The sequence below is a fragment of the Streptomyces taklimakanensis genome, assembly GCF_009709575.1.
In the GTDB taxonomy this organism is placed as follows: domain Bacteria; phylum Actinomycetota; class Actinomycetes; order Streptomycetales; family Streptomycetaceae; genus Streptomyces; species Streptomyces taklimakanensis.
This window is the reverse complement of the sequence record NZ_WIXO01000001.1, coordinates 413,210-432,426: the sequence shown is the minus strand read 5'-3', so window position 1 is coordinate 432,426 and position 19,217 is coordinate 413,210. Positions and strand designations below refer to the sequence as shown.

The following is a 19,217-nucleotide window of genomic DNA, read 5'->3' as shown; positions in this document are numbered from 1 at the left end:
CCTCGGCACTGGGCAAAGTGGCCTCCTGTGACGAGCAGTGAACTGTGGACCCGCGCGGCCGCCGACCGCTATGACGCCGAAGAGACCGAGATGTTCTCGGCTGCCGTTCTCGGACCGACTCTCGACTTCCTCGCCGAGCTCGCCGGAGACGGCCGGGCGCTGGAGTTCGCCATCGGAACCGGACGCGTGGGCGTCCCGCTCCGGGAACGCGGCGTGCCGGTGGTGGGCATCGAACTGTCCGAGCACATGGCGGCGGTTCTGCGGCGCAAGGTCGACGAGAGCACGCTTCCGGTGGTCATCGGGGACATGGCCACCACCGTGGTTCCCGGCGAGTTCAGCCTGGTCTATCTCGTCTACAACACCATCACGAACCTGCTCACACAGGACGAGCAGGTCGAGTGCTTCCGCAACGCCGCACGTCATCTGGAGCCCGGTGGCCGATTCGTCGTCGAGCTGGCCGTGCCGCCGCTGCGGTTCCTGCCGCCCGGCCAGGTCGCGGTGCCGTTCGACGTCTCCGAGCGGCATCTCGGCTTCGACACCTTCGACCTGGTGGAGCAGATCCTCGTCTCGCACCACTTCACCCGCGACGGTGACGACGGCCGCTACCGTCGCGGCAACTCCCGTCACCGGTACGCCTGGCCGGCGGAGCTCGACCTGATGGCCCGGATCGCCGGGCTCGAACCGGAACGTCGCGTCGCGGACTGGGACGGGGCGCCGTTCACCCAGGACTCCACGGAGCACATCTCCGTGTGGCGCAAGCCCACCTGAGATCGGCCACCGGGCTGTCGATGCAAGCCGTACTCGTCCCGAAGCTCCTGTCGGGAGTTCGGGCGCCGCCGGCAGGGCGACGCGCGCCCGAGGGCGAGGAGGGCCTCGTGGATGCCGTCGCGCCTCCCCAACGGACATCCGCACCCGGCGGCCGGCAGGCGTGCGGTGCGACCGGGAGGCCCCGGGCAGACGGTGGGGAGGGAGCCAGTCTCGACGGTGCGGTGGTCCGTCCACCGGCCCTTGGGGAGCCCCGAAGAGAGGTCGTCCGGTGAAGTTCAGTTACGCGCTGCTGCCCGACCACCCGCTCCAGGAGTCACTGGCCTCGATCCGGCTCGCCGACGAGTTGGGTTTCCACGCCTGCTACGCGGCCGACGAGACCTGGCACAAGGACATGTGGCTGCTCTTCGCGGCGGCGGCCGGGCAGACCGACCGCATCCGGCTGGGCCCCAGTCTGTCCTCCGTCGTCCTGCGCGAGCCCACGCTGATCGCCCAGTCCCTGGCCACCCTCGACGAGCCCTCCGGAGGGCGCGCCGAAGGCGTGTTGTCCTGCGGCAACTTCGGACTGCTCGCGCAGTACGGCGTCGACTGGAAGCGCGTCCGCCCGCTGTCCCGCACCAAGGAGGCGCTGCACGTGGTGCGCACCCTGTTGGACGAGGGCGCCATCACCCACAGCGGGGAGTTCTTCACCTACGACGGACTGTTCACCTTCGCCCGGCCCGTGCAGGACCACCTCCCCGTCAAACTCGGCGCGATGCGCGGTCCGAGATCCTTCGAGGCGGCCGGGGAACTGTCCGACGGCTGTCACCACGCGCTGAGCTGCACCCGCGAGGCCTACGACTACGCCGTCCGGCACATCAGGGCGGGAGCCGAGCGCGCGGGGAAGGACTGGCGGAGCCTGGACATCGGGGCGTGGGCCGTCCTCGCCACCGGACCGGACGGTGCCGCGGCGAAGGAGGCCGCCCGTTCCATGGTCGGCATCTACGCCTCGTCGATGCCCGAGGAGCAACTGCGGCGCAACGGGGTCGCCCCGGCGGAGCCGAGGCCGGTGATCGAGGCGGTCGCCGCGGGCGACCTGGCCCGCGGCATCGAGCTGACCACCCCCGACGTCACCGAACGGCTGTCGATCTCGGGCATGCCCGAGGAGTGTCTGGAGAGGATCCGCCGGGACATCGAACCCAGCGGGGTCGGCCACGTCGTCTGCGCCGTCACCGACGGCGGACTGGTCAGGGCCTTCACCGGCAGGGAGCTGGACGGCGTCGCCGACGTGGACGAGCAGCTCCGACTGATCCACGACCGGATCATGCCCGCCTGGAGCCGACCGGCCCGCCGGGCCGGTCGGAAGGAACGGCCGGAGGGGGTCCGGCGGGCCGGCGGTCCACCGGACACCCCCGGCGCGGCGGTGGAACGGTCAGGAGGCCCGCCGCCACTGCTGGTTGGCGCCGCCCGTACAGGACCACTGGGCGACACGACCCATGTTCGCCGTCGATTCGTCGAGCACGTCCAGGCACCTGCCGCTGTGCGCCGCGCGGAGCCGGACGTGGCCGTCGCCCGCGTCCTCCACGCGCCACCGCTGGTGCGCGCCGTCGTCGCACCACTGCTGTTCCAGCACCGCGCCGTCGAAGGTCGACGCGCCGCGCACGCCCAGGCACATCGAGCTGTGCCGGGCCGCCAGACGCACCGTCCCGTCGCCGGCGTCCCGGAACCAGAACCGCTGGTTGCCGCCGCCGTTGCAGTCGTACTGGACGACCTCGACGCCCTCGGCCAGGGATCGGTCCCGCACGTCCAGGCACCTGCCGCTGTGCCGGGCGGTCAGCGTCTCGTACGGACCGCCGGAGCCGGTGACCGTGCCCGCCTCGGCGTCGATGGCGAGCTGCGGATACCAGTCCATGGTCATGCTGGTGGGGGAGGGGAAGGACAGCGGCAGCCAGACGTAGCGCGAGTCGTTGACGGTGCCGCCGAAGGAGTTGCCCCACCGGTCGCCCAGGTACAGGTAGGAGGTCGTGCGGCTGCCCCGCACCGGCAGGACGAAGGCGGTCTGCGAGCCGTAGGCGGTGGAGTCGCCGACGTTCCGCATCTCGCTCCACGGGCCCGCGAGCGAGGTGGCGGTGGCGTACTTCTGCTGGTTGGGGGACCAGCCGGTGGCGCCGGAGGTCAGCATGAAGTACACGCCGTCCCGCTCGAACAGGGCCGGGGCCTCGCGGTGGCCGCCCGGCCAGGGGTTGGCCACCAGCGAGGCGACCCGCGTGTAGTCGTCGGTGAGCCGGTAGATGTGCAGGTCGTAGTTGTCCCGGGCGGCGGAGGCCAGGTAGCCGGTGCCGTCGGTGTCGGCGAAGACGGTGATGTCGCGGGACATGTGGCCCAGCGGCCGGAAGGAGCCGTGCCAGGTGTAGTCGCCGTCGACGGTGGACGAGGTGGCCACGGCGGCGCGGGCCTCGCCGTAGTCGCGGCCGTTCTCCTTGTGTATCCACATCACGAACCGCCCGGTGCGTCGGTTGTACATCACCTTGGGGCGCTCGATGTTGGCGACGGCCAGTTCGGGGTCGCTCCGCTGGGTCAGCACGTGGCGGCGGAACTCCCAGTCGCGCAGGTTCGTGGAGCGGTAGGCGGAGACGGCCCGGAAGGTGTTGTCGGCGTTGCGGTGCTCGCCGAACCAGTAGTAGTACGAGCCCACCTTGAGGACGCCGCCGCCGTGCGCGTGCAGCGGATCGCCGGAGGTGTCGGTGAACCGGACGCCGTTGTCGACGGTCACGGGCGCGGCCTGCCCGGTGCCGGCGGTGGTGAGGGTGCCGGCCAGGGCCAGGCAGAGGGCGAGCAGGAGGGACCGGAGACGTAATCGGCTCATGTGGGGGACGCTCCTCGGTCGACGGTCGGTTGCCACGGGCCGGCCGGCGTCACGGTGGCGCCGGCCGGGGTGCGGTGGGGCGCGGGCGGACGGCGGCGGGGTCGCGCCGGCCTCCGTCGGGCAGTGTCGCAGCCGGGGCGGGTCCGACGCACCGGTGCGTCGGACCCGGAACGGGGCCGTCGCCCCCACGGGGGGTACCGGCGGCCGTGGGAGGTCGGACGGGCGGCGAGCGCGCGGAACCGTCCGTCGCGTCCCGGTCGGGTCGCGACGCGCGGCGTTCCCGCAACGGTCACACGATCTTCCCGTGCCGTGCTGTTGGCAGGGACATGCCGCTATGGAAGGCTCCGCATATCGAACATCCGTGAGCAGTCCCGAACAGGGGCTCGTCGAAAGGGCACCCCCACATGTCCCGTTCCCGCGCTTCCCGACGCTCCGTGGCCGGAGGCATAGGACTGGCCGCGGCGGCACTGCTGGCCGTGGCCGCCCCCGTCCCCGTGTCGGCCGCTCCGGCCCCCGCCGACGCTCCCACCGCTCCCGTCTCCGCCGCGTCGGAGGACTACTACGCCCCCGCGCAGGGGAAGACCGGTGAGGCGTTGAAGGCGGCCCTGCACGACATCATCGACAACCAGACCAAGCTCTCCTACCGCCAGGTGTGGGACGCCCTCGGCGACACCGACGAGGACCCCGCCAACCCGGACAACGTGATCCTGCTGTACACCGGGCGATCGCAGGCGAAGTCCGAGCACGGCGGGAACCTGGGCGACTGGAACCGCGAACACGTCTGGGCCAAGTCGCACGGGGACTTCGGCACCGTCACCGGACCCGGCACCGACCTGCACCACCTGCGCCCCACGGACGTCCGGATCAACAGCATTCGCGGCAACAAGGACTTCGACAACGGCGGCGACCCGGTCTCCGGCGCCCCCGGCAACCACACCGACGGCGACAGCTTCGAGCCCCGTGACGCGGTCAAGGGAGACGTCGCCCGCATGATCCTCTACATGGCCGTGCGCTACGAGGGCGACGACGGATTCGCCGACCTGGAGCCCAACGACCGGGTGGGCAACGGCTCCGCCCCGTACCACGGTCGTCTCGACGTTCTGAAGCAGTGGCACCGGCAGGACCCGCCGGACTCCTTCGAGCGGAACCGCAACGAGGTCATCCACCGCCACTACCAGCACAACCGGAACCCGTTCATCGACCACCCGGAGTGGGTCGAGGCCATCTGGTGACGGCATGTGACGCCGATGCCGGGCACGGGGCCGCCCCGACCGGGGGAACCCCCTCGACCCGGTGAGGCGGCCCGGCCCCGCCGATCCCTTCCGGGACCGGCGGGGCCGAGGGGCCCGTGGGAGCCGACCGGGGCCGTGCGGGCCGGGCCCGGGTCAGGCCGCGTGGCCCGTCGACGGACCGCAGGGGGAGGAGGTCGTGCCGGGATCCTCCGCACGGACGGCGGCCGCGTCCCGATCGGCGGCGGCCGCCTGGTCCAGGAGCCGCCTCGCCAGCTCGCGCGCCTCCCGGGGAGTCAGCGCCGTCCAGGTGCCCGGCACCCCGTCGTCCTCCGGGCCCAGGTCCAGGGTGACGCGACTGATCGGCCGGCCCGCCGTGGGCAGCCGCAGACACTTCACGGTGATCCGCCGAGCGCAGGAGGTCAGCATCGACGCCTGGTCGGCCGGGTGGCCGTGCGTCCGTCCTGTCTCCGCCATCGTTCCCACGCCTTTCCTCTCGCACCGCCGGACGTTCATCGTTGACAGCGCCGCCCGGCGCCACCTTTGTTCCCCACGGCCGGGGGGAACCGCCGCACGGGACCGGGCCGAGCGCGGCGACCCGCCTCCTCCCGCCGGACGCGGCCCGCGGAGGGCGCCCGGCGGGACGTGGCGCTCCGCCGGCCCGGGGCGTCACCCGGGCGTGGGTATCCTGGCCGGTCGGAGGGCTCCCGTACGGTCTCCCCGCACCCGGCACCGGGCGTTCCCGGGCCGCCCTTGGGGACCTCGACGAGGACCGAACGACCGCGGCAGCCCGGACGACGACCCGGCCCCGAAGACCCCAGCCCCGGAAAGCCCGCATGACCCCCGCCCAGCGCCCGTCCTTCAGCCTCACCGTCGAGACCGCTCCCCGAGCGGTCCGCCTCCTCGTCGCCGGCGACCTGGACTACGACACCTCCGAAGCCCTGGTGGAGGCCGCGCGGCGGTACCTGGCCCCGGGAGCGGGGGCGGAAGCGCCCGACGACCTCCACCTCGACCTGGCCGGAGCGAGATCCTGCGACTCCACCGGACTGTCCGCCCTGCTGCGGGTCCACCGTCTCGCGGGCGACCACGGCGCCCGGTTCCACCTCGACCGTCGGCCGCCGTTCCTGGAACGGCTGCTCGACATCACCGGCACCCTCACCCACCTCACCTCTCCCGTCGAAGGGGACGGTGGGGCCGAGGACCGGTCGGGCGACGGCTGACCGAGTCCGACCGCGCCCACGGCCCCGGTCACCGCTCACCGCTCACCGAACTCCCGCGACGCCCCGGAAGGCCCGGGTGTCCGCCGGGGAGGGAGGGCGTCCCCAGGCCGCGGCCAGCAGGCGCAGCGGGGCCGAACGCCCCCTGAGCGGCACCGTCAACAGGGGGTGCCCGCGCACCCCCCACGTGGCCAACAGGGCGTTGGCCGCCTGGAAGCCGGTGGTGGCCGCCCGTTCCATCAGCGCGACCGGCAGCGGGGTGCGCACCAGGTCGCCGGCGAGCACGAGGCGGGGGTGACCGGTGCGCACCCCGGGGCGGTCCCGCCAGGTGCCGGTGGCGAACAGCGGGCAGTCCCGCCGCCACTCGTGCCGTTCGTCGACGACACAGGCGTCGGCCGTCTCCGGATAGACGCGGGCGAGCTCGGCCACCAGACGTCGCCGCACGGCGTCGCGGTCGGCCCCGGGAGCGACGGCGTAGGCGTGCAGTTCGACCACGCTGCCGCCCGTCCGCGCGGCCCAGCGGGCGGCCTCGCCCTCCCAGCGTTCCAGGACGCTGACGTTGTCCAGCGGCCCGTAGCCGCCGGTGCCCAGGAAACCGGGACGGTCGGGGGCCACGGGGCGGTCCAGCCAGTAGCGGGAGACCAGGAACGGCGGGGCCTCCCGCAGCCGGGCCACCGCCGCCCGCCAACCGGGGCCGCCCAGGCCCGGGGAGCCCTCGACCAGGTCCCGCAGCCCCGCACCGTCCAGGGCGAGCACGACCGCGTCGTAGCGCTCGGCCCGCTCGCCGCCCGCCCCCGACCCGCTGCCGCCGTCACCGGAGACGACGGTGAAGCCGTCCCGCTCCGGACGCACCGCCCGCACGGCGGTGCCGGTGCGGACGGCGACGCCCAGCCGCTCCAGCCGCCGGGCCAACGGATCCCACAGGGCGGTGGGGAACGGCTCGTTCGGCACGTCGAAGAGCAGTCCCTCGGCCGAGCCCAGGAAGTAGATGTGGAACATCAGCGCCAGCTCGGCGGCCGACAGCTCGCGCGGATCGGCGAAGAAACTGCGGGAGAACACCTCGAAGGCCAGGTGCCGGGCCGCTTCCGGGAAGCCCACGGAGTCCAGGAAGTCGGCGGCACCGACGCCGTCGAGCCGTTCGTGGACGTCCGGGACCCGCACGTCCACCAGGGGCAGCGCCGCGCGGGGGGCCATCCCCGCCAGCCCCGAGGGGGTGAACGTCGGGCTGAGCGCCGTGAAGCCCAGGACGCTCCACGGCGGGGTCCGCGGAACGCGGGCGAAACCGTCCCGTGCGCCGTCGCCGTGCCAGAGCGGATAGTCGGGCAGCGGTGTGAGCATCGACAGGTCCGGATCGACACGGCGCAGCAGGTTCCGCAGGTTGTAGTACTGCCGGAAGAAGGCGTGGAAACCACGGCTCATGGTGACGGTCGTGCCGTCGGCGAGCCGCGTGGGCCAACCGGCGACGCGTCCGCCCAGGACGTCGTGGCGTTCCATCAGGTCCACCGCCACACCGCGTTCGGCCAGCGCGGTGGCGGCGGTGAGACCGGCGATGCCGCCGCCCACCACGGCGGCACGCACCCGGCCGGAGACCGCCGGCGCGCCGGCGGGGGCGGGCCGGTGGACGGCACGGCGGTCGCGGGCGAGCCGGGGACGGCCGTCGAACCCCGCGGGGCGCGGGAAGCGGAACGGAAGCGGGTACGGGAACCTCAACGGGGGGCCTTTCCACGGGTGGGGTCGAGGGGACCGGCGGGACGGGCGGCGCCGGGAGGCCGGAGAGGGGCCACGGGCCCGCGCGGGCCGCCGCCGGCGGACGGCCGACGGCGCACCAGGGGGAGTTCGACCAGGGAACGGGCCATCGGCCACACGGGGGAGCGCAGCCCGATCGCCACCTCCTCGCGCGGGGAGGAGCCTCCGTCGAGGAAACGCAGCACGCTGGGGAGGGGGTTGCGGCGGAAGAGGTCGGCGAAGAACGCCGCCCCGTCGATCCGGCCGGTGGCCAGGGCGCGCAGCAGGGCGGCGTCCATGGCCAGGTGACGGCGGGCGTGGGGCCGGGGCGGCGACGGGACGCGGCCGTCGGCCAACGCGGCGGCGATCCGGGCGCTCTGGCGTCGGACCGTGGCGAAGGTGTAGCCGGTGGCGGGACGGGTCGCGCCACCGGCCGTGCCGATGCGGAACACCGACCTCCCGACCCGGCGTGGGAAGCGTCCGTCGGTCATGGGGATGACGCCCTGCTCGACACCGGTGACGGTGAGGGCGCCCAACGGCCGCACCCGCCGCGTGTAGTGCCGCAGAGCCGCCTCGTAGCCCTCGTCGTCCAGGACGGAGGGCGCGAACTCGGTGTACTCCACCAGGGCCTCGCGTGACGAGAACGGCAGCACGTAGGCGAAGGAGAGGCCGCGCCGGGGCTGGGGGGTGCGCAGATCCATCAGTTCGGCCGTCCCCGGGTCGAACCGGTCCTCCTCGGTGCGCACGAACCAGCCCCGGAAGTGTTGGAGCAAGGTGGTGCGGGCGGGTGGCAGCCTCCTCGGCGGGCGGGAGTCGAAGACCCAGCGACCGGTCACGGCGAAGGGCCGTCCGTCGGCGCCGACACCGGTCACCCGCGCGCCGTGCGGACCGTCGTCGATCCCGGTCACGGTGCCCCGGACCCGGGTCACCCGCGGATCCGCGGACAGTCGGACGTCGGCCGCGCGGAGGAAGTCGGGGGAACGAACCATCCGGTAACGCCGGGGGGAGGCACCGCCTGCGGTGCCCCCGTCGGGGGCGCGCACCACCAGCCGTCCCCAGGAGGCGGTGACCAGCCCGGCGAGCCCGTCGGAGTCGGCGGGCTCGCCGCCGTCCGGAGCCTCGTCCTCCCAGAAGCACCAGGTGCGGTCGGGGCTGCGCCCGGGGCCCGGGGGCGGCTCCACCACCACGATGCCGTACTCCCGGGGCAGCCCGGCGGTCGACAGGTGCTCGACCAACGACAGGCCCGCCGCGCCCGCGCCGACCACGACGACGTCCGCGTCCGTCACCACCGTCCCCTTTCCCGGGCGTTCCCTCCGCCCCGTCCGTTCCGTCCCTCCCCCGGCCGCTCCCGCACGGGCGCGCTCCCGCCACCACCCGCCGGGTACCCGTCCCGCCCCGGCCACGCCCCCGCGGCCGCGCGCCGGCGCGTCCACCGCCGCGCTGCCGGTCACCGCGCCCCGGGCGGAGCGTGCGCGGCCCCTTCGACGCGGTGTTCGCCGCCCACCGTCACGTCGCCCCGGGGAAGCGCCCCCGCTCCCGCAGCAGGCGGCGGCGCTCGGCGTAGGCCAGGTCGTCGCGCCACAGCCGGGCCGCGGCCCGCCGCACCAGGGGGCGCAGCAGCGGCGCGGCGGCTCGGGCGACGGCGAAGCCGGGACGCCCGGAGGTGGCCAGCACGGCCTCGATCACGGCGGTGCGCGGGTTGGGGTCGCCGGGCGCGGTGAGCGGCGTGGCGTGGGTCTCCACCACGGACGACTCGCCCTCGCCGGCGACGATGCGCATCACCACCGTGCGCGGCTCCGGAGCGGTGAACTCCGCCCGTACCGGCACCCCGGCCCACGATCCGACGCGGTAGGCCACGTCCACCAGGAAGCGGTCCCCGTTGACGGCCGGGTCGGGCTCCTCGACGACCGTCAGACGGGTGAAGGCGTAGGGGTGGAACCAGGCACCGTGCCAGGGGTCCAACCGGTTGGCCACCACGTCCTCCGGCTCGCAGTCGCCCACCACGGTCGTCACCGCGTCCACCGAGGCGGCCACGTCCGGGCGCTCCGGCAGACAGGGGCGTTCCGTGGGCTCCTCGCCGCCGGCGGAGTCCAGGCGCACCCAGACCAGCACTCCGTCGTCGTGCACGGGAAAGGTCTCCCAGCCGGGCATGCCGTCCCCGGTCAGGGCCAGGCCGTGCCAGTGGCAGATCAACCGTCCGGCCTCCACCACGCTCTCGCACAGCGGCGCTCCCAGGTGCGGGCAGGCGCCCGGCCCGGCCACCACCCGGCCCGAACCCGTCCGCCACGCGACGACCTCCACCCCGGCGACCGTCCGCCCGAACGGACGGTCCGGACGGATCTCCCGACCGGCGGCCACCACGTACCAGTTGCCCGAGGGCCGGGCCGTGGCCCGCTTCAACGCGTCGGCGACGAGACGGGGCCGGGCCGCGCGCCAGGTGGGCTCCCGACGGCTCCGGCCGGGGTCGGGGATCAACCGCAGCGGACTGCGCCAACGGCGCCGGGCGGTCGGACGCTTCACGACGGGACTCCTCCTCCGCGGGGACGGGCGCCCCGGACACGCCGGGGCCCTCCGCCGCCGGTGGGCGCGCCGGGCAGGTCACCGGTGAGGGAACCACGGGCACGGGAGACGGCGAGGCCGGCCAACCCGCCGAGCGCCACGGCCGCCCTCCGGCGCCGGGACACCACGGCGCGCCGGCGCAGCACCGCGTAGTCGGCGTCCTCGATCCGGTCCAGGATCTCCCCGTAGAGGACGAACGCGGTGCGCACACAGGGCCGGGAGACGGGATGCAGCATGCCGATGCCGGGCTCCGCCTCCCGGTAGACGCCGCGGGTGGTCTCGCACAGCTCCCGCAGCGCGGCCCGCACCCGGGGGTCGGTGCGTCCGGTGCGGCGACACCACAGCAGCAGTTCCCGGTCGACGCCGTGCGCGGCGAGCCGGTCCAGCGGCAGGTAGATCCGACCCCGGTCCAGGTCCTCGCCCACGTCCCGCAGGAAGTTGGTGAGCTGGAAGGCGACGCCCAGGGCCGCGGCGTGCGGGGCGGCCTCCTCGCGCGGCACCACCGTGTCCAGCACGGGCAGTACCTGGAGGCCGATCACGGCCGCCGAGCCGTGCACGTAGTCCATCAGGTCCTCGTGGGTGGCGTACTCGGTGACGCGCAGATCCATCTCCATCGAACGCATGAAGTCGGCGAAGTGCCGGGGGTCGATGGCGTGGCGCGCCGCGGTGTCGACCAGGGCGGCGATCACGGGGTGGTCGCTGCGGCCGGTGCGCAGCGCCTCGGAGAGCGTCCCGCCCAACTCCGCCAGGGCCGCCGCGCGCCGCTCCGCGGCGAGACCGGCGTCGAGGTCGTCGACGATGTCGTCGGCCCAGCGCGCGAAGCCGTACAGGGCGTGCACGGACGGGCGCTGGCGCGGGGTCAGCAGCCGGGTGGCGAGGAAGTACGTCCTGCCGTGACGGGCGTTGAGCTGCCGGCACCGGCTGTAGGCGGCGCGCAGCGCCGGGTCGTGGACGCCCGCCGCGTCCAGCTCGCGGGCGGTCACGCCGTGGCCCCCTCGGCGGTGTCCCGCGCGACCGTCGCCCGGGACGCGGTCGCCGTGCCGCTCGTCCCCGCGGGCGCGCGGCCGGGAGGGCCGGTGACGCGGGCGGCGGCGAGCTTGCCGGAGACCACCACCGTCGGCACCCCGACGCCGGGGGTGGTGCCGCAGCCGGCCAGGACGACGTTGTCCCAGCCGCGCGGCAGGTTCCGGGGACGGAACGGGCCGGTCTGGGCGAAGGTGTGCGCGGCGGAGAACGGGGTGCCCGCCGCGTGTCCCCGGCGGGCCCAGTCGGCCGGTGTGACCAACCGCTCGGCCTCGATCGAGTCGCCGAACCCCGTCAGTCCCCGACGCTCCAGTTCGGCGACCAGTCCGTCGCGGTGGCTCGGACCGATCCGGTCCCAGTCGCGGGGGCCGGTGACCAGGTTCGGGCAGGGCGCGAGCACGTAGTGCAGGTGCCTGCCCGGCGGCGCGAGCGAGGGGTCGGTCGCGGTGGGTCTGGTGACGAGCAGCGACGGGTCGTCCATCGGCTCGCCGGTCCGGGTGAGCCGGCGGAACGTGTCCTCCCAGGAGGCTCCGAACGACAGGGTGTGGTGGGCGAGCTCGTCCGGCCAGGTGCGGTCGCCACCGGCGTGCAGCACCACGGCGGAGGGCGCGTACCGCAGCGGCACCGGACGGCGTGGGGCACCGCCCAGCAGCCGGTGGACGACGGGCAGGTCACAGGTGAGCACCACCGCGTCGCACGGGACGCGCCGCCCGTCCGACGTGCGGACGGCCGCCGCGCGCCCACCCGGGGAGCGCTCCAGCTCCGTCACCTCGGCTCCGTACACGAAGCGCGCCCCGGCGGCCTCGGCCGCGTCCGCCATGGCGCGGGGCACGGCGTGCATGCCGCCGCGCGGGAACCAGACGCCGGCGACGGTGTCCATGTAGGCGATGACGGCGTACGCGGCCAGGGCCCTGGTGGGCGGCACCCCGGCGTACAGGGCCTGGAAGGAGAAGACGCGGCGCAGCCGCTCGTCCTCGACGAAGCGCGCGACGCGCCCGTGCCAGGTGCCGAACCCGCCCAGCGCGGCGAGCCGGGCCAGGTCGGCGCCGAGCAGCCCGAGCGGGGAGTCGAAGTTGGCGTCGATGAACGAGCGCATCTGCACCCGGTACAGGCGTTCCAGCCAGTGGCGCAGCCGCCGGTACCCGGCGGCGTCCGCGGGGCCGACGACCCGGTTGATCTCGGCTTCCATGGCCTCCGGATCGGTGAACACGTCGAGGGAGCTGCCGTCGGCGAAGCGGGCCCGGTAGGCCGGGACGAGACCGATCAGCTCGACCCGGTCGGAGAGCTTGGCGCCCACCGCGGACATGGCCTCGTCGATCAGGTCGGGCATGGTCAGCACGGTGGGGCCGGTGTCGACCCGGTACCCCGACAGCTCCGTGCGGCCGGCCCGGCCACCCGGTTCGGTCTCCCGTTCCACCACGGTGACCGAGCGCCCGGCACCCAGCAGGTGCAGCGCGGCGGACAGCCCCGCCAGGCCCGCTCCGACCACGACGACGTGGTCGCTCGGTTCGCGCAGCCGTTTCATCCGGGATCCCTTCGGTCGCTCAACGGACGGGTGCGGTGACGGGAGCGGCAAGGGCGTCGGGCGTGTCCCCCAGGACGGCGCGGACCAGGGACGCCAGTCGCCGGACGGGGGCGTCCTCTGACCCCGCCGGGAGGTTCGGACCCGCCGGCTGTCCCAACTCCTCCAGGGCGGCCAGCGCATCCTGCGCCAGCTCGGCGATGTGTCGCTCCACGGCGGCGCGGGCGCCCAGCTCGGTCAGGACGGCGCGTACCCGCTCCACCTCCCCGTGGCCCAGCACCGGATCGCCGAGCGCGCGGTCGAGCAACTCCCGGGCCGCCCGCCGCTCACGTCCCCGGCCCCGTGCCAGGCGCAGGCCGACGGCCATCAGGTACGTGGACTTGCCCCGGCGGACGTCCTCGCCCGCCGGCTTGCCGGTGCGGGCCGGATCCCCGAAGACGTCCAGCAGGTCGTCGCGCAGCTGGAACGCCGTCCCGGCGCTCCGTCCCGCCCGCCGCAGTGCGGCGGTGACCCGCGGGCCGGCGTCCGCCAGCGCCGCGCCCAGGTGCAGTGGGCGTTCCACGGTGTACAACCCGCTCTTGAGGTGCGCGACACGCAGGGAGGACGAGGGGGAGGGAGCGCCGGACGCCTGGCCGTGCAGGTCCAGGTACTGGCCCGCCACCATCTCGGTGCGCATCGCCCGCCACACCGGGCGGGTCCGGCGGCGGGCCTCCGGGGACGGGGACGCCTCGTCCCACAGGTCCTCGGCCCACACCAGCGCCAGATCACCCGTCAGAAGGGCGGCGGAGGCACCGAAGACGGCGGGGTCGCCCCTCAGCCCCCCGGCCCGGTGGAGGTCGGCGAGGGCCACGTGGGCGGCCGGCGCACCGCGTCGCGACGGGGAGTCGTCCATGAGGTCGTCGTGCACGAGGGCACACGCCTGGACCAACTCCAGTGCCGCGGCCGCGTGCAGCACGGCCTCCGCCTCGCCGTCCCCGGGCCGCCCGCCGGCCGTCCGCCAGCCCCACCACAGGAAGGCCGGGCGCAGCCGTTTGCCGCCGCGCCGCACCAGATCGATCAGACAGTCCGCGATGTCGGCGGCGAAGCGGTCGCTGGTCCGCGCCGCGTCCTCGCGCCGCCGCGTCAGGTAGTCGTCGAGCACGGCCTCCACGGCGGACGCGACGTCACGGTCGGGATCGGCGACGGGGTCGGGGGGAGAGGCGCCGCGGGGGCCTTCCGCGGGGTGGGGCGGTCGGGGAGCACCGTCCCCGGCCCGCGTCCGGGGGGCCGGTGCCGGATGTGCGGGTGCGGGCGTGGCGGGGACGACTGCCGGTTCGGCGGCCTGTTGCCGCATCGCGGCTCCTTCCCGGCGCAGGGTGGGCACCCTGGCGCGCATGCGGATACAACTACACACCCGACATTTACGGCAATACTCTCAGTTCGGACTCCGAGAGTGGGTGAAGCCGCGGCGCCGTGCCGCGTCGCACACGGCCGGCGGACGGGCACGGTCGGCGGGACGGGCCCGCCGCCCCGTGCCGAACGGCGGAGAGGCGTGGCACGGCCACCTGCGGGTGCCCGAGGCGCGCGGGGCGAAACGGAGGCGGGGCACGGCGTACGACGGGGAGCCCGCGCCTCGTCGTACGCCGCGCCGGTCACGGGCGCCGTGGCACCGCGCGCCGGGAGGACCGACTCGGCACGGACCGAGCTGCGTTCGTCCGCCGGAGCGGACCGGGCGGGGCCGCCGAGGAGGGCTCCGCCGCCGGGGTGGCCCCGCCGGGCCTCAGAGCGCGGTGCGCGCCAGACGCCGCCAGGCGAGCAGCGAACACAGGGCGAAGCCGAGGGCGTTGCCGAGACCGTGGGTGGCGGCCATCCAGGTCAGGGAGGGGTGCGGGAGGCCGGTGGCCTCACCCACCGCCCAGCTCAGGGCCAGCAGCATGGTCGCCACCAGTACCGCCGCCGACACCGTCAACAGCCTTCGGGTCGTGCGGTCCGTACCGCGGACGCGGGGGTCCCGCCAGGTGACGTACCCCACGAGCCACATGCCGACGGTCAGCACGGCGGTTCCGGCGAGTTCGACCCAGTCGTCGACGAAGTATCCGGCCAGGACGAGCAGTGTTCCGGCCGGTACGCTCCACGCCGCCAGCCGGCTCGCCCGCCCCGCCGCGGCCCGGCAGACGAGCCCGGCGACCAGCGCCGCGGCGAACCCGGCGAAGTGGAAGTGCGGCACGGTCAGGGCCAGGATCCCCAGACCGAAGCCGAACAGTTCGTACCCGTGGCGCTCGGCCACCAGAGCCACCCCGGCGACGGACGGCGTCACCAGCGCGGTCAACACGGCGACCTCCGCCGGGGCGAACGACCGCGTACGGGCCACCCGCAGCGGTGCCCGGAGCGCGAGCGCGACCGTGGCCAGGGCGTAGAGGGCCGCCAGGACGGTGGCGGGCACACCGCGGGGCAACCACAGGGACACGGCCCCCGGCACGGCGCCCAGCAGCCACCACAGGCGCGCCCGGACCGGCACGGAGTCGTCGATCAGGGTCAGCCCGACGGGGACGACGACCAACATGCCCAACATGACGACGAGGTTCACCAGTACGGTCACGACGGAAGCTCCCCCCTGAGATCCTGCGGCCCGTCACCGACCCTACGCCCGGAGCCGTGCACGCCGCCGGGCGGCCCTCGCTCCGGGAGTCCGGTGACGGGGCGCCGCCGGCCCGCCGGTCGTGCGGCAGTACCCTTCGACTCCATGCAGCGTCAACAACCGTCCTTCTCCGCCCCCGTCCCCCCGAGCGAGCCGGCTCCCCCGCCCTACGCCCCGGTGTCCGGTCGGCGCACGAGAACGGCCGTCCTGGCCGTGGTCGTCGGGCTGTTGGTCGGTGGGGGCGGCGTCGGCACCGCCTGGGCCCTCACCGACGAGGTCGGCGGCGCGGAGCGGACGGGCGCGGCCGACCCGTCGGCCGACGCGCGGGCGGCCTGTGGTGCCCTCGACCGCTTCGAGGAGTCCGACTACGGGACCGAGGGACCGGCCGGTGAGAAGGCGATGAACCGTTGGGGCGGGGCCGTGTCCCTCGCGGCGGCGGCCGCCGCGGGCGACGAGGAGTACGAGCCGCTCGCCACGGCGCTCCGACGGGCGCAGGCCCGGCACCTCAGGGTCTTCGACTTCGACGCGGACGTGATGAAGGACCTGGACGAGGCGCGGCGGATCTGCTCGGAACTCTGACCGGTGGGCGCCCGCGCGCTTTGTCCCCCGGTTCCCGCCCCGTGCCCAGGGAGCCGCCGCGGGGGCGCGGGAGACGCCCGGCCGGGTGCCCACGGGAACGGGCGGCAGCGGCGCGGTGAACCGCCGGCCACACGGCTCCCCTCGCGGGCGTTCCGGCCCCCGCGTCCCCGTCGCACGGCGGCGGGTCCGCCGGAACCCCGTCGTCGCACTGCCTAGACTGATCACCGCAGTCATCCACGTCCGGTTCGTACACACCGACCCATCGGGAGTGATCGCCATGGCAACCACCCGTACCGCCAGGACCAACTGGGAGGGCAACCTCATGGAGGGCAAGGGCACCGTCGCCCTGGAGTCCTCCGGGATCGGCACCTACGACGTGAGCTGGCCGGCCCGCGCCGAGCAGCCCGGTGGCAAGACCAGCCCCGAGGAGCTGATCGCGGCGGCCCACTCCTCCTGCTTCTCCATGGCCTTCTCGGGCGCCCTGGCGCGCAAGGGCCACACGGCCGAGAGGATCGACACCCAGGCGGACGTCACCTTCCAGCCGGGCGAGGGGATCACCGCCATCAAGCTGACCGTCCGCGCCACCGTTCCCGGGCTGTCCGAGGAGGACTTCCAGGCGACCGCCCAGGACGCCAAGGCCAACTGCCCGGTCAGCCAGGCCCTGGCGGGGGTCGAGAACATCACCCTGGACGCGCGGCTGGTCTGACGCCCCGGGCGCGACGCCCCCGTCCGGCGGGCCCGCGCGCCGCCGGTACGGCACCGCCTCCGGACGGGGGACTCAGCCGGCCGGGCGCCGGAGCTCGACGATGCCGTCCGTGAGTTCGGCCGGCTGCCCGTCGGGCCCGGTCACGGTGCGTCGGTGCTCGCCGCACACCAGCAGCTCCCACTCGCGGCCCGGCCGCCCGAGCGTCTCCAGGACCTCCTCGGGCGAGGGCAGGCGCACGTCGTGGTCGTGGTCGGTCTCCCAGGGAGGAGGGCCGAAGTGGCCGACGACCAGCAACACCCCGCCCGGTGAGACGGCCGCCGCCGCGTCGCGCAGGATCCGCTCCCTGGGCAGCTCGACGTCGCCGGGGGAGTGCAGGAAATGGGTGGAGACCAGATCGAAGGAACCGGTGGGGAAGGACTCGGCCAGATCGTGTCGCCGCCAGTCGATCCGGTCGGCGACGCCCGCCCGGCGCGCGTGCTCGGCCCCGCGTTCCAGGGCGGTCCCGGAGACGTCGACGGCGGTGACCCGCCAGCCCCGTCGTGCCAGCCAGATCGCGTCGGCCCCTTCGCCGCACCCCAGGTCCAGCGCGGTTCCCGGGGGCAGTCCGTCGGTCTCGCGCACCAGGGCGACATTGGGCCTGCCGCTCCAGACGTGGTCGCGCGCGCCGTAGAAGTCCTCCCAGTACTCCCCGGCCGGGGTGCCGTTCGTGTTCCCGCTCATCGCAGTGCCTCCTTCGCACGGGCGGCGACGGCCCGGTCGGTCTCCTCGGTGATCAGATCGGCGTTGATCGCCGCCGCGGCCCGCGCGCCCGCCGCCGCGGCGCCGACGACCTGTTCGGTCAGGACGGTGACGTTGCCCGCCACCCACACCCCCGGCACGGAGGTCGCGCCGGTGGCATCGGCGGGGACGTGGCGGCCGATGCCGTGGCCGCCGGACTCCTGCTCGACGGTCTCCACGCCGAGCCCGGCCAGGAGGCCGCCGCGGGCGGTCAGCCGTGGGGCGACCACCAGCACCCGTCGGGGAACGGTCCGGCCGCCGGCCAGTCGCACCCCGGTGAGGCGGTCACCGGTCACCTCCAGCGCGGCCACTTCCCCGTCGACGACCGCGATCCCGCGCGCGGCGAGCCGCTCGTGCTCCGCCCGGTCGAATTCGGGCCCGGTGTGCCGGAACAGGACCACGTCGTCGGTCCACTGACGCCAGAGCAGGGCCTGGTGCACGGCGAGCGGTCCGGTGGCCAGGACGCCGACGGGCCGGTCGCGCACCTCCCAGCCGTGGCAGTACGGGCAGTGCAGCACGTCGTGTCCCCACCGTCGGGCGAGACCGGGTACGTCGGGCAACTCGTCCACCAGTCCGGTGGTGATCAGCAAACGGCCCGCCAGGAGGGCGGTTCCGTCGTCGAGGACGAGTCGGAACCACCCGTCCCCGGCCCGTTCGGCGGCCACGACGGTGCCGGGGACGACCTCGCCGCCGTACTCGGCCACCTCCGCGCGGCCCCGGGCCAGGAGTTCGGAGGGAGGGACACCCTCGTGTCCCAGATAGCCGTGGACACCGTCCGCGGGGGCGTTGCGCGGCTGCCCGGAGTCGACGACCAGTACCGAACGCCGTGCCCGTGCCAGGACCAGCGCACCGCTCAGTCCGGCGGCGCCGCCGCCGACGACCACCACGTCGTGGCGGCGTCCGCCGTACGCGGAGGGGGGATCGGAGGAAACGAGGTGACGGTTGTGGTGTGTCATGTCGCGCATCCCTTCGTTCACGGCACAGGGTCGCCCCGCATCCGAGCTTCCGGCAAAATTCCTTGCCGGAACGGCAAAAGAGGGTGAGGGAACGGTGGACATGGCGGGAGACGAGGTCACGAGCGTGCTGACCGAGGTGGGGCCGAGACTGCGCGCACTGCGCCGGGCGCGGGGCACCACGCTGACCCGACTGAGCGAGACCACGGGGATCTCGGTCAGCACCCTCTCGCGCCTGGAGTCCGGACGGCGCAGACCCACCCTGGAACTGTTGCTCCCCCTGGCCAGGGCCTACGACGTCCCTCTGGACGAGCTGGTCGGAGCGCCTCCGACGGGCGACCCCAGGATCCGCCCCCGCCCCTTCACCCGATACGGACAGACCTTCGTGCCGCTCACCCGCAACCTGGGCGGTCTGCACGCCTACAAACAGGTCATGCCCGCCGGGTACGGGGGAGAGGACCGCCCGGAGCAGCAGACCCACGAGGGGTACGAGTGGCTCTACGTCCTGTCGGGCCGGTTGCGCCTGGCCCTGGGCGAACACGACCTCGTCCTCCGGGCCGGGGAGGCCGCGGAGTTCGACACCCGCACCCCTCACGGGTTCGGCAACGCCGGTACGGAGCCCGTGGAGTTCATCAGCATCTTCGGGCCGCAGGGCGAACGGATGCACGTGCGTGCCCGGCCCGCGACCGGGTGAACCGCC

At 74.8% G+C, this 19,217-nt stretch carries 17 protein-coding genes and 1 pseudogene; 7 read left to right on the top strand and 11 right to left on the bottom strand.

Going from position 1 to position 19,217, the window contains the following annotated elements:
- Positions 1 to 27: 27 nt before the first annotated feature.
- Positions 28 to 768 carry a methyltransferase domain-containing protein gene (locus tag F0L17_RS01850; RefSeq protein WP_162465664.1) on the top strand — a complete coding sequence of 247 codons (741 nt, stop codon included), beginning with the start codon at positions 28 to 30 and terminating at the stop codon, positions 766 to 768.
- 268 nt (positions 769 to 1,036) lie between these two features.
- Positions 1,037 to 2,083, top strand: a pseudogene (locus F0L17_RS01845) (LLM class flavin-dependent oxidoreductase); the annotation flags it as partial.
- 93 nt (positions 2,084 to 2,176) lie between these two features.
- Here F0L17_RS01845 and F0L17_RS01840 read toward each other — a convergent pair.
- Positions 2,177 to 3,610, bottom strand: coding sequence for an RICIN domain-containing protein (locus F0L17_RS01840; RefSeq protein WP_155069496.1), 1,434 nt, complete (start codon positions 3,608 to 3,610; stop codon positions 2,177 to 2,179).
- 404 nt (positions 3,611 to 4,014) lie between these two features.
- Here F0L17_RS01840 and F0L17_RS01835 point away from each other — a divergent pair, with 404 nt between their 5' ends.
- Positions 4,015 to 4,842, top strand: a complete 828-nt coding sequence (locus F0L17_RS01835) for an endonuclease I family protein (RefSeq protein WP_155069493.1) — start codon at positions 4,015 to 4,017, stop codon at positions 4,840 to 4,842.
- Positions 4,843 to 4,995: 153 nt separating this feature from the next.
- Here F0L17_RS01835 and F0L17_RS01830 read toward each other — a convergent pair whose 3' ends face one another.
- The gene (locus tag F0L17_RS01830; RefSeq protein ID WP_238419213.1) at positions 4,996 to 5,316 is read right to left on the bottom strand and encodes a hypothetical protein; all 321 of its coding nucleotides are present in this window, start codon (positions 5,314 to 5,316) and stop codon (positions 4,996 to 4,998) included.
- Positions 5,317 to 5,675: 359 nt separating this feature from the next.
- On the opposite strand from F0L17_RS01830, the gene F0L17_RS01825 reads away from it, so the two are divergent.
- Positions 5,676 to 6,059 (top strand): STAS domain-containing protein, encoded by a 384-nt coding sequence (locus tag F0L17_RS01825; RefSeq protein WP_155069491.1) that lies wholly within the window; start codon positions 5,676 to 5,678, stop codon positions 6,057 to 6,059.
- Positions 6,060 to 6,101: 42 nt separating this feature from the next.
- Here F0L17_RS01825 and F0L17_RS01820 read toward each other — a convergent pair whose 3' ends face one another.
- The 7 genes from F0L17_RS01820 to F0L17_RS01790 form a co-directional block, all read right to left on the bottom strand.
- Complete coding sequence (locus F0L17_RS01820; protein ID WP_155069488.1) at positions 6,102 to 7,766, bottom strand: FAD-dependent oxidoreductase; 1,665 nt, start codon at positions 7,764 to 7,766, stop codon at positions 6,102 to 6,104.
- Entirely contained in the window at positions 7,763 to 9,067 is a 1,305-nt protein-coding gene (locus F0L17_RS01815) for a lycopene cyclase family protein (RefSeq protein ID WP_162465663.1), read from the bottom strand. The genes F0L17_RS01820 and F0L17_RS01815 overlap by 4 nt, the downstream gene beginning before the upstream one ends.
- Positions 9,068 to 9,287: 220 nt before the next feature.
- Positions 9,288 to 10,301, bottom strand: coding sequence for a DUF5914 domain-containing protein (locus tag F0L17_RS01810; protein WP_162465662.1), 1,014 nt, complete (start codon positions 10,299 to 10,301; stop codon positions 9,288 to 9,290).
- On the bottom strand, positions 10,298 to 11,323 hold the full coding sequence (locus F0L17_RS01805) for a squalene/phytoene synthase family protein (RefSeq protein ID WP_162465661.1): 1,026 nt from the start codon (positions 11,321 to 11,323) through the stop codon (positions 10,298 to 10,300). Before F0L17_RS01805 ends, F0L17_RS01810 begins: the two co-directional genes overlap by 4 nt.
- The gene (gene crtI, locus F0L17_RS01800) at positions 11,320 to 12,888 is read right to left on the bottom strand and encodes a phytoene desaturase family protein (protein ID WP_155069486.1); all 1,569 of its coding nucleotides are present in this window, start codon (positions 12,886 to 12,888) and stop codon (positions 11,320 to 11,322) included. The genes F0L17_RS01805 and crtI overlap by 4 nt, the downstream gene beginning before the upstream one ends.
- 19 nt (positions 12,889 to 12,907) lie before the next feature.
- Positions 12,908 to 14,260, bottom strand: coding sequence for a polyprenyl synthetase family protein (locus F0L17_RS01795; protein ID WP_238419211.1), 1,353 nt, complete (start codon positions 14,258 to 14,260; stop codon positions 12,908 to 12,910).
- A 384-nt stretch (positions 14,261 to 14,644) separates the two neighbouring features.
- Positions 14,645 to 15,463 (bottom strand): YndJ family transporter, encoded by an 819-nt coding sequence (locus F0L17_RS01790; protein ID WP_162465660.1) that lies wholly within the window; start codon positions 15,461 to 15,463, stop codon positions 14,645 to 14,647.
- A 144-nt stretch (positions 15,464 to 15,607) separates the two neighbouring features.
- On the opposite strand from F0L17_RS01790, the gene F0L17_RS01785 reads away from it, so the two are divergent.
- Positions 15,608 to 16,081, top strand: coding sequence for a hypothetical protein (locus F0L17_RS01785; RefSeq protein ID WP_238419210.1), 474 nt, complete (start codon positions 15,608 to 15,610; stop codon positions 16,079 to 16,081).
- Positions 16,082 to 16,358: 277 nt separating this feature from the next.
- The gene (locus F0L17_RS01780) at positions 16,359 to 16,787 is read left to right on the top strand and encodes an OsmC family protein (RefSeq protein WP_155069484.1); all 429 of its coding nucleotides are present in this window, start codon (positions 16,359 to 16,361) and stop codon (positions 16,785 to 16,787) included.
- Positions 16,788 to 16,859: 72 nt separating this feature from the next.
- Here F0L17_RS01780 and F0L17_RS01775 read toward each other — a convergent pair whose 3' ends face one another.
- Together F0L17_RS01775 and F0L17_RS01770 are read right to left on the bottom strand one after the other, a co-directional pair.
- Positions 16,860 to 17,507, bottom strand: coding sequence for a class I SAM-dependent methyltransferase (locus F0L17_RS01775; protein ID WP_155069482.1), 648 nt, complete (start codon positions 17,505 to 17,507; stop codon positions 16,860 to 16,862).
- A complete protein-coding gene (locus F0L17_RS01770) occupies positions 17,504 to 18,520 on the bottom strand; it encodes an NAD(P)/FAD-dependent oxidoreductase (protein WP_155069480.1) in 1,017 nt (338 codons plus the stop codon). Before F0L17_RS01770 ends, F0L17_RS01775 begins: the two co-directional genes overlap by 4 nt.
- Positions 18,521 to 18,620: 100 nt before the next feature.
- Here F0L17_RS01770 and F0L17_RS01765 point away from each other — a divergent pair, with 100 nt between their 5' ends.
- Positions 18,621 to 19,211 (top strand): helix-turn-helix domain-containing protein, encoded by a 591-nt coding sequence (locus F0L17_RS01765; protein ID WP_155069478.1) that lies wholly within the window; start codon positions 18,621 to 18,623, stop codon positions 19,209 to 19,211.
- The last annotated feature ends 6 nt before the right edge of the window (positions 19,212 to 19,217 follow it).

What these genes read in the sequence shown, in the direction of transcription:
- F0L17_RS01785 (WP_238419210.1), top strand. Translation starts at nt 15,608, where the DNA reads ATGCAGCGTCAACAACCGTCCTTCTCCGCCCCCGTCCCCCCGAGCGAG.
- F0L17_RS01825 (WP_155069491.1), top strand. Translation starts at nt 5,676, where the DNA reads ATGACCCCCGCCCAGCGCCCGTCCTTCAGCCTCACCGTCGAGACCGCT.
- F0L17_RS01830 (WP_238419213.1), bottom strand. Translation starts at nt 5,316, where the DNA reads ATGGCGGAGACAGGACGGACGCACGGCCACCCGGCCGACCAGGCGTCG.
- F0L17_RS01775 (WP_155069482.1), bottom strand. Translation starts at nt 17,507, where the DNA reads ATGAGCGGGAACACGAACGGCACCCCGGCCGGGGAGTACTGGGAGGAC.
- F0L17_RS01780 (WP_155069484.1), top strand. Translation starts at nt 16,359, where the DNA reads ATGGCAACCACCCGTACCGCCAGGACCAACTGGGAGGGCAACCTCATG.
- F0L17_RS01765 (WP_155069478.1), top strand. Translation starts at nt 18,621, where the DNA reads ATGGCGGGAGACGAGGTCACGAGCGTGCTGACCGAGGTGGGGCCGAGA.
- F0L17_RS01770 (WP_155069480.1), bottom strand. Translation starts at nt 18,520, where the DNA reads ATGACACACCACAACCGTCACCTCGTTTCCTCCGATCCCCCCTCCGCG.
- F0L17_RS01795 (WP_238419211.1), bottom strand. Translation starts at nt 14,260, where the DNA reads ATGCGCGCCAGGGTGCCCACCCTGCGCCGGGAAGGAGCCGCGATGCGG.
- F0L17_RS01840 (WP_155069496.1), bottom strand. Translation starts at nt 3,610, where the DNA reads ATGAGCCGATTACGTCTCCGGTCCCTCCTGCTCGCCCTCTGCCTGGCC.
- crtI (WP_155069486.1), bottom strand. Translation starts at nt 12,888, where the DNA reads ATGAAACGGCTGCGCGAACCGAGCGACCACGTCGTCGTGGTCGGAGCG.
- F0L17_RS01835 (WP_155069493.1), top strand. Translation starts at nt 4,015, where the DNA reads ATGTCCCGTTCCCGCGCTTCCCGACGCTCCGTGGCCGGAGGCATAGGA.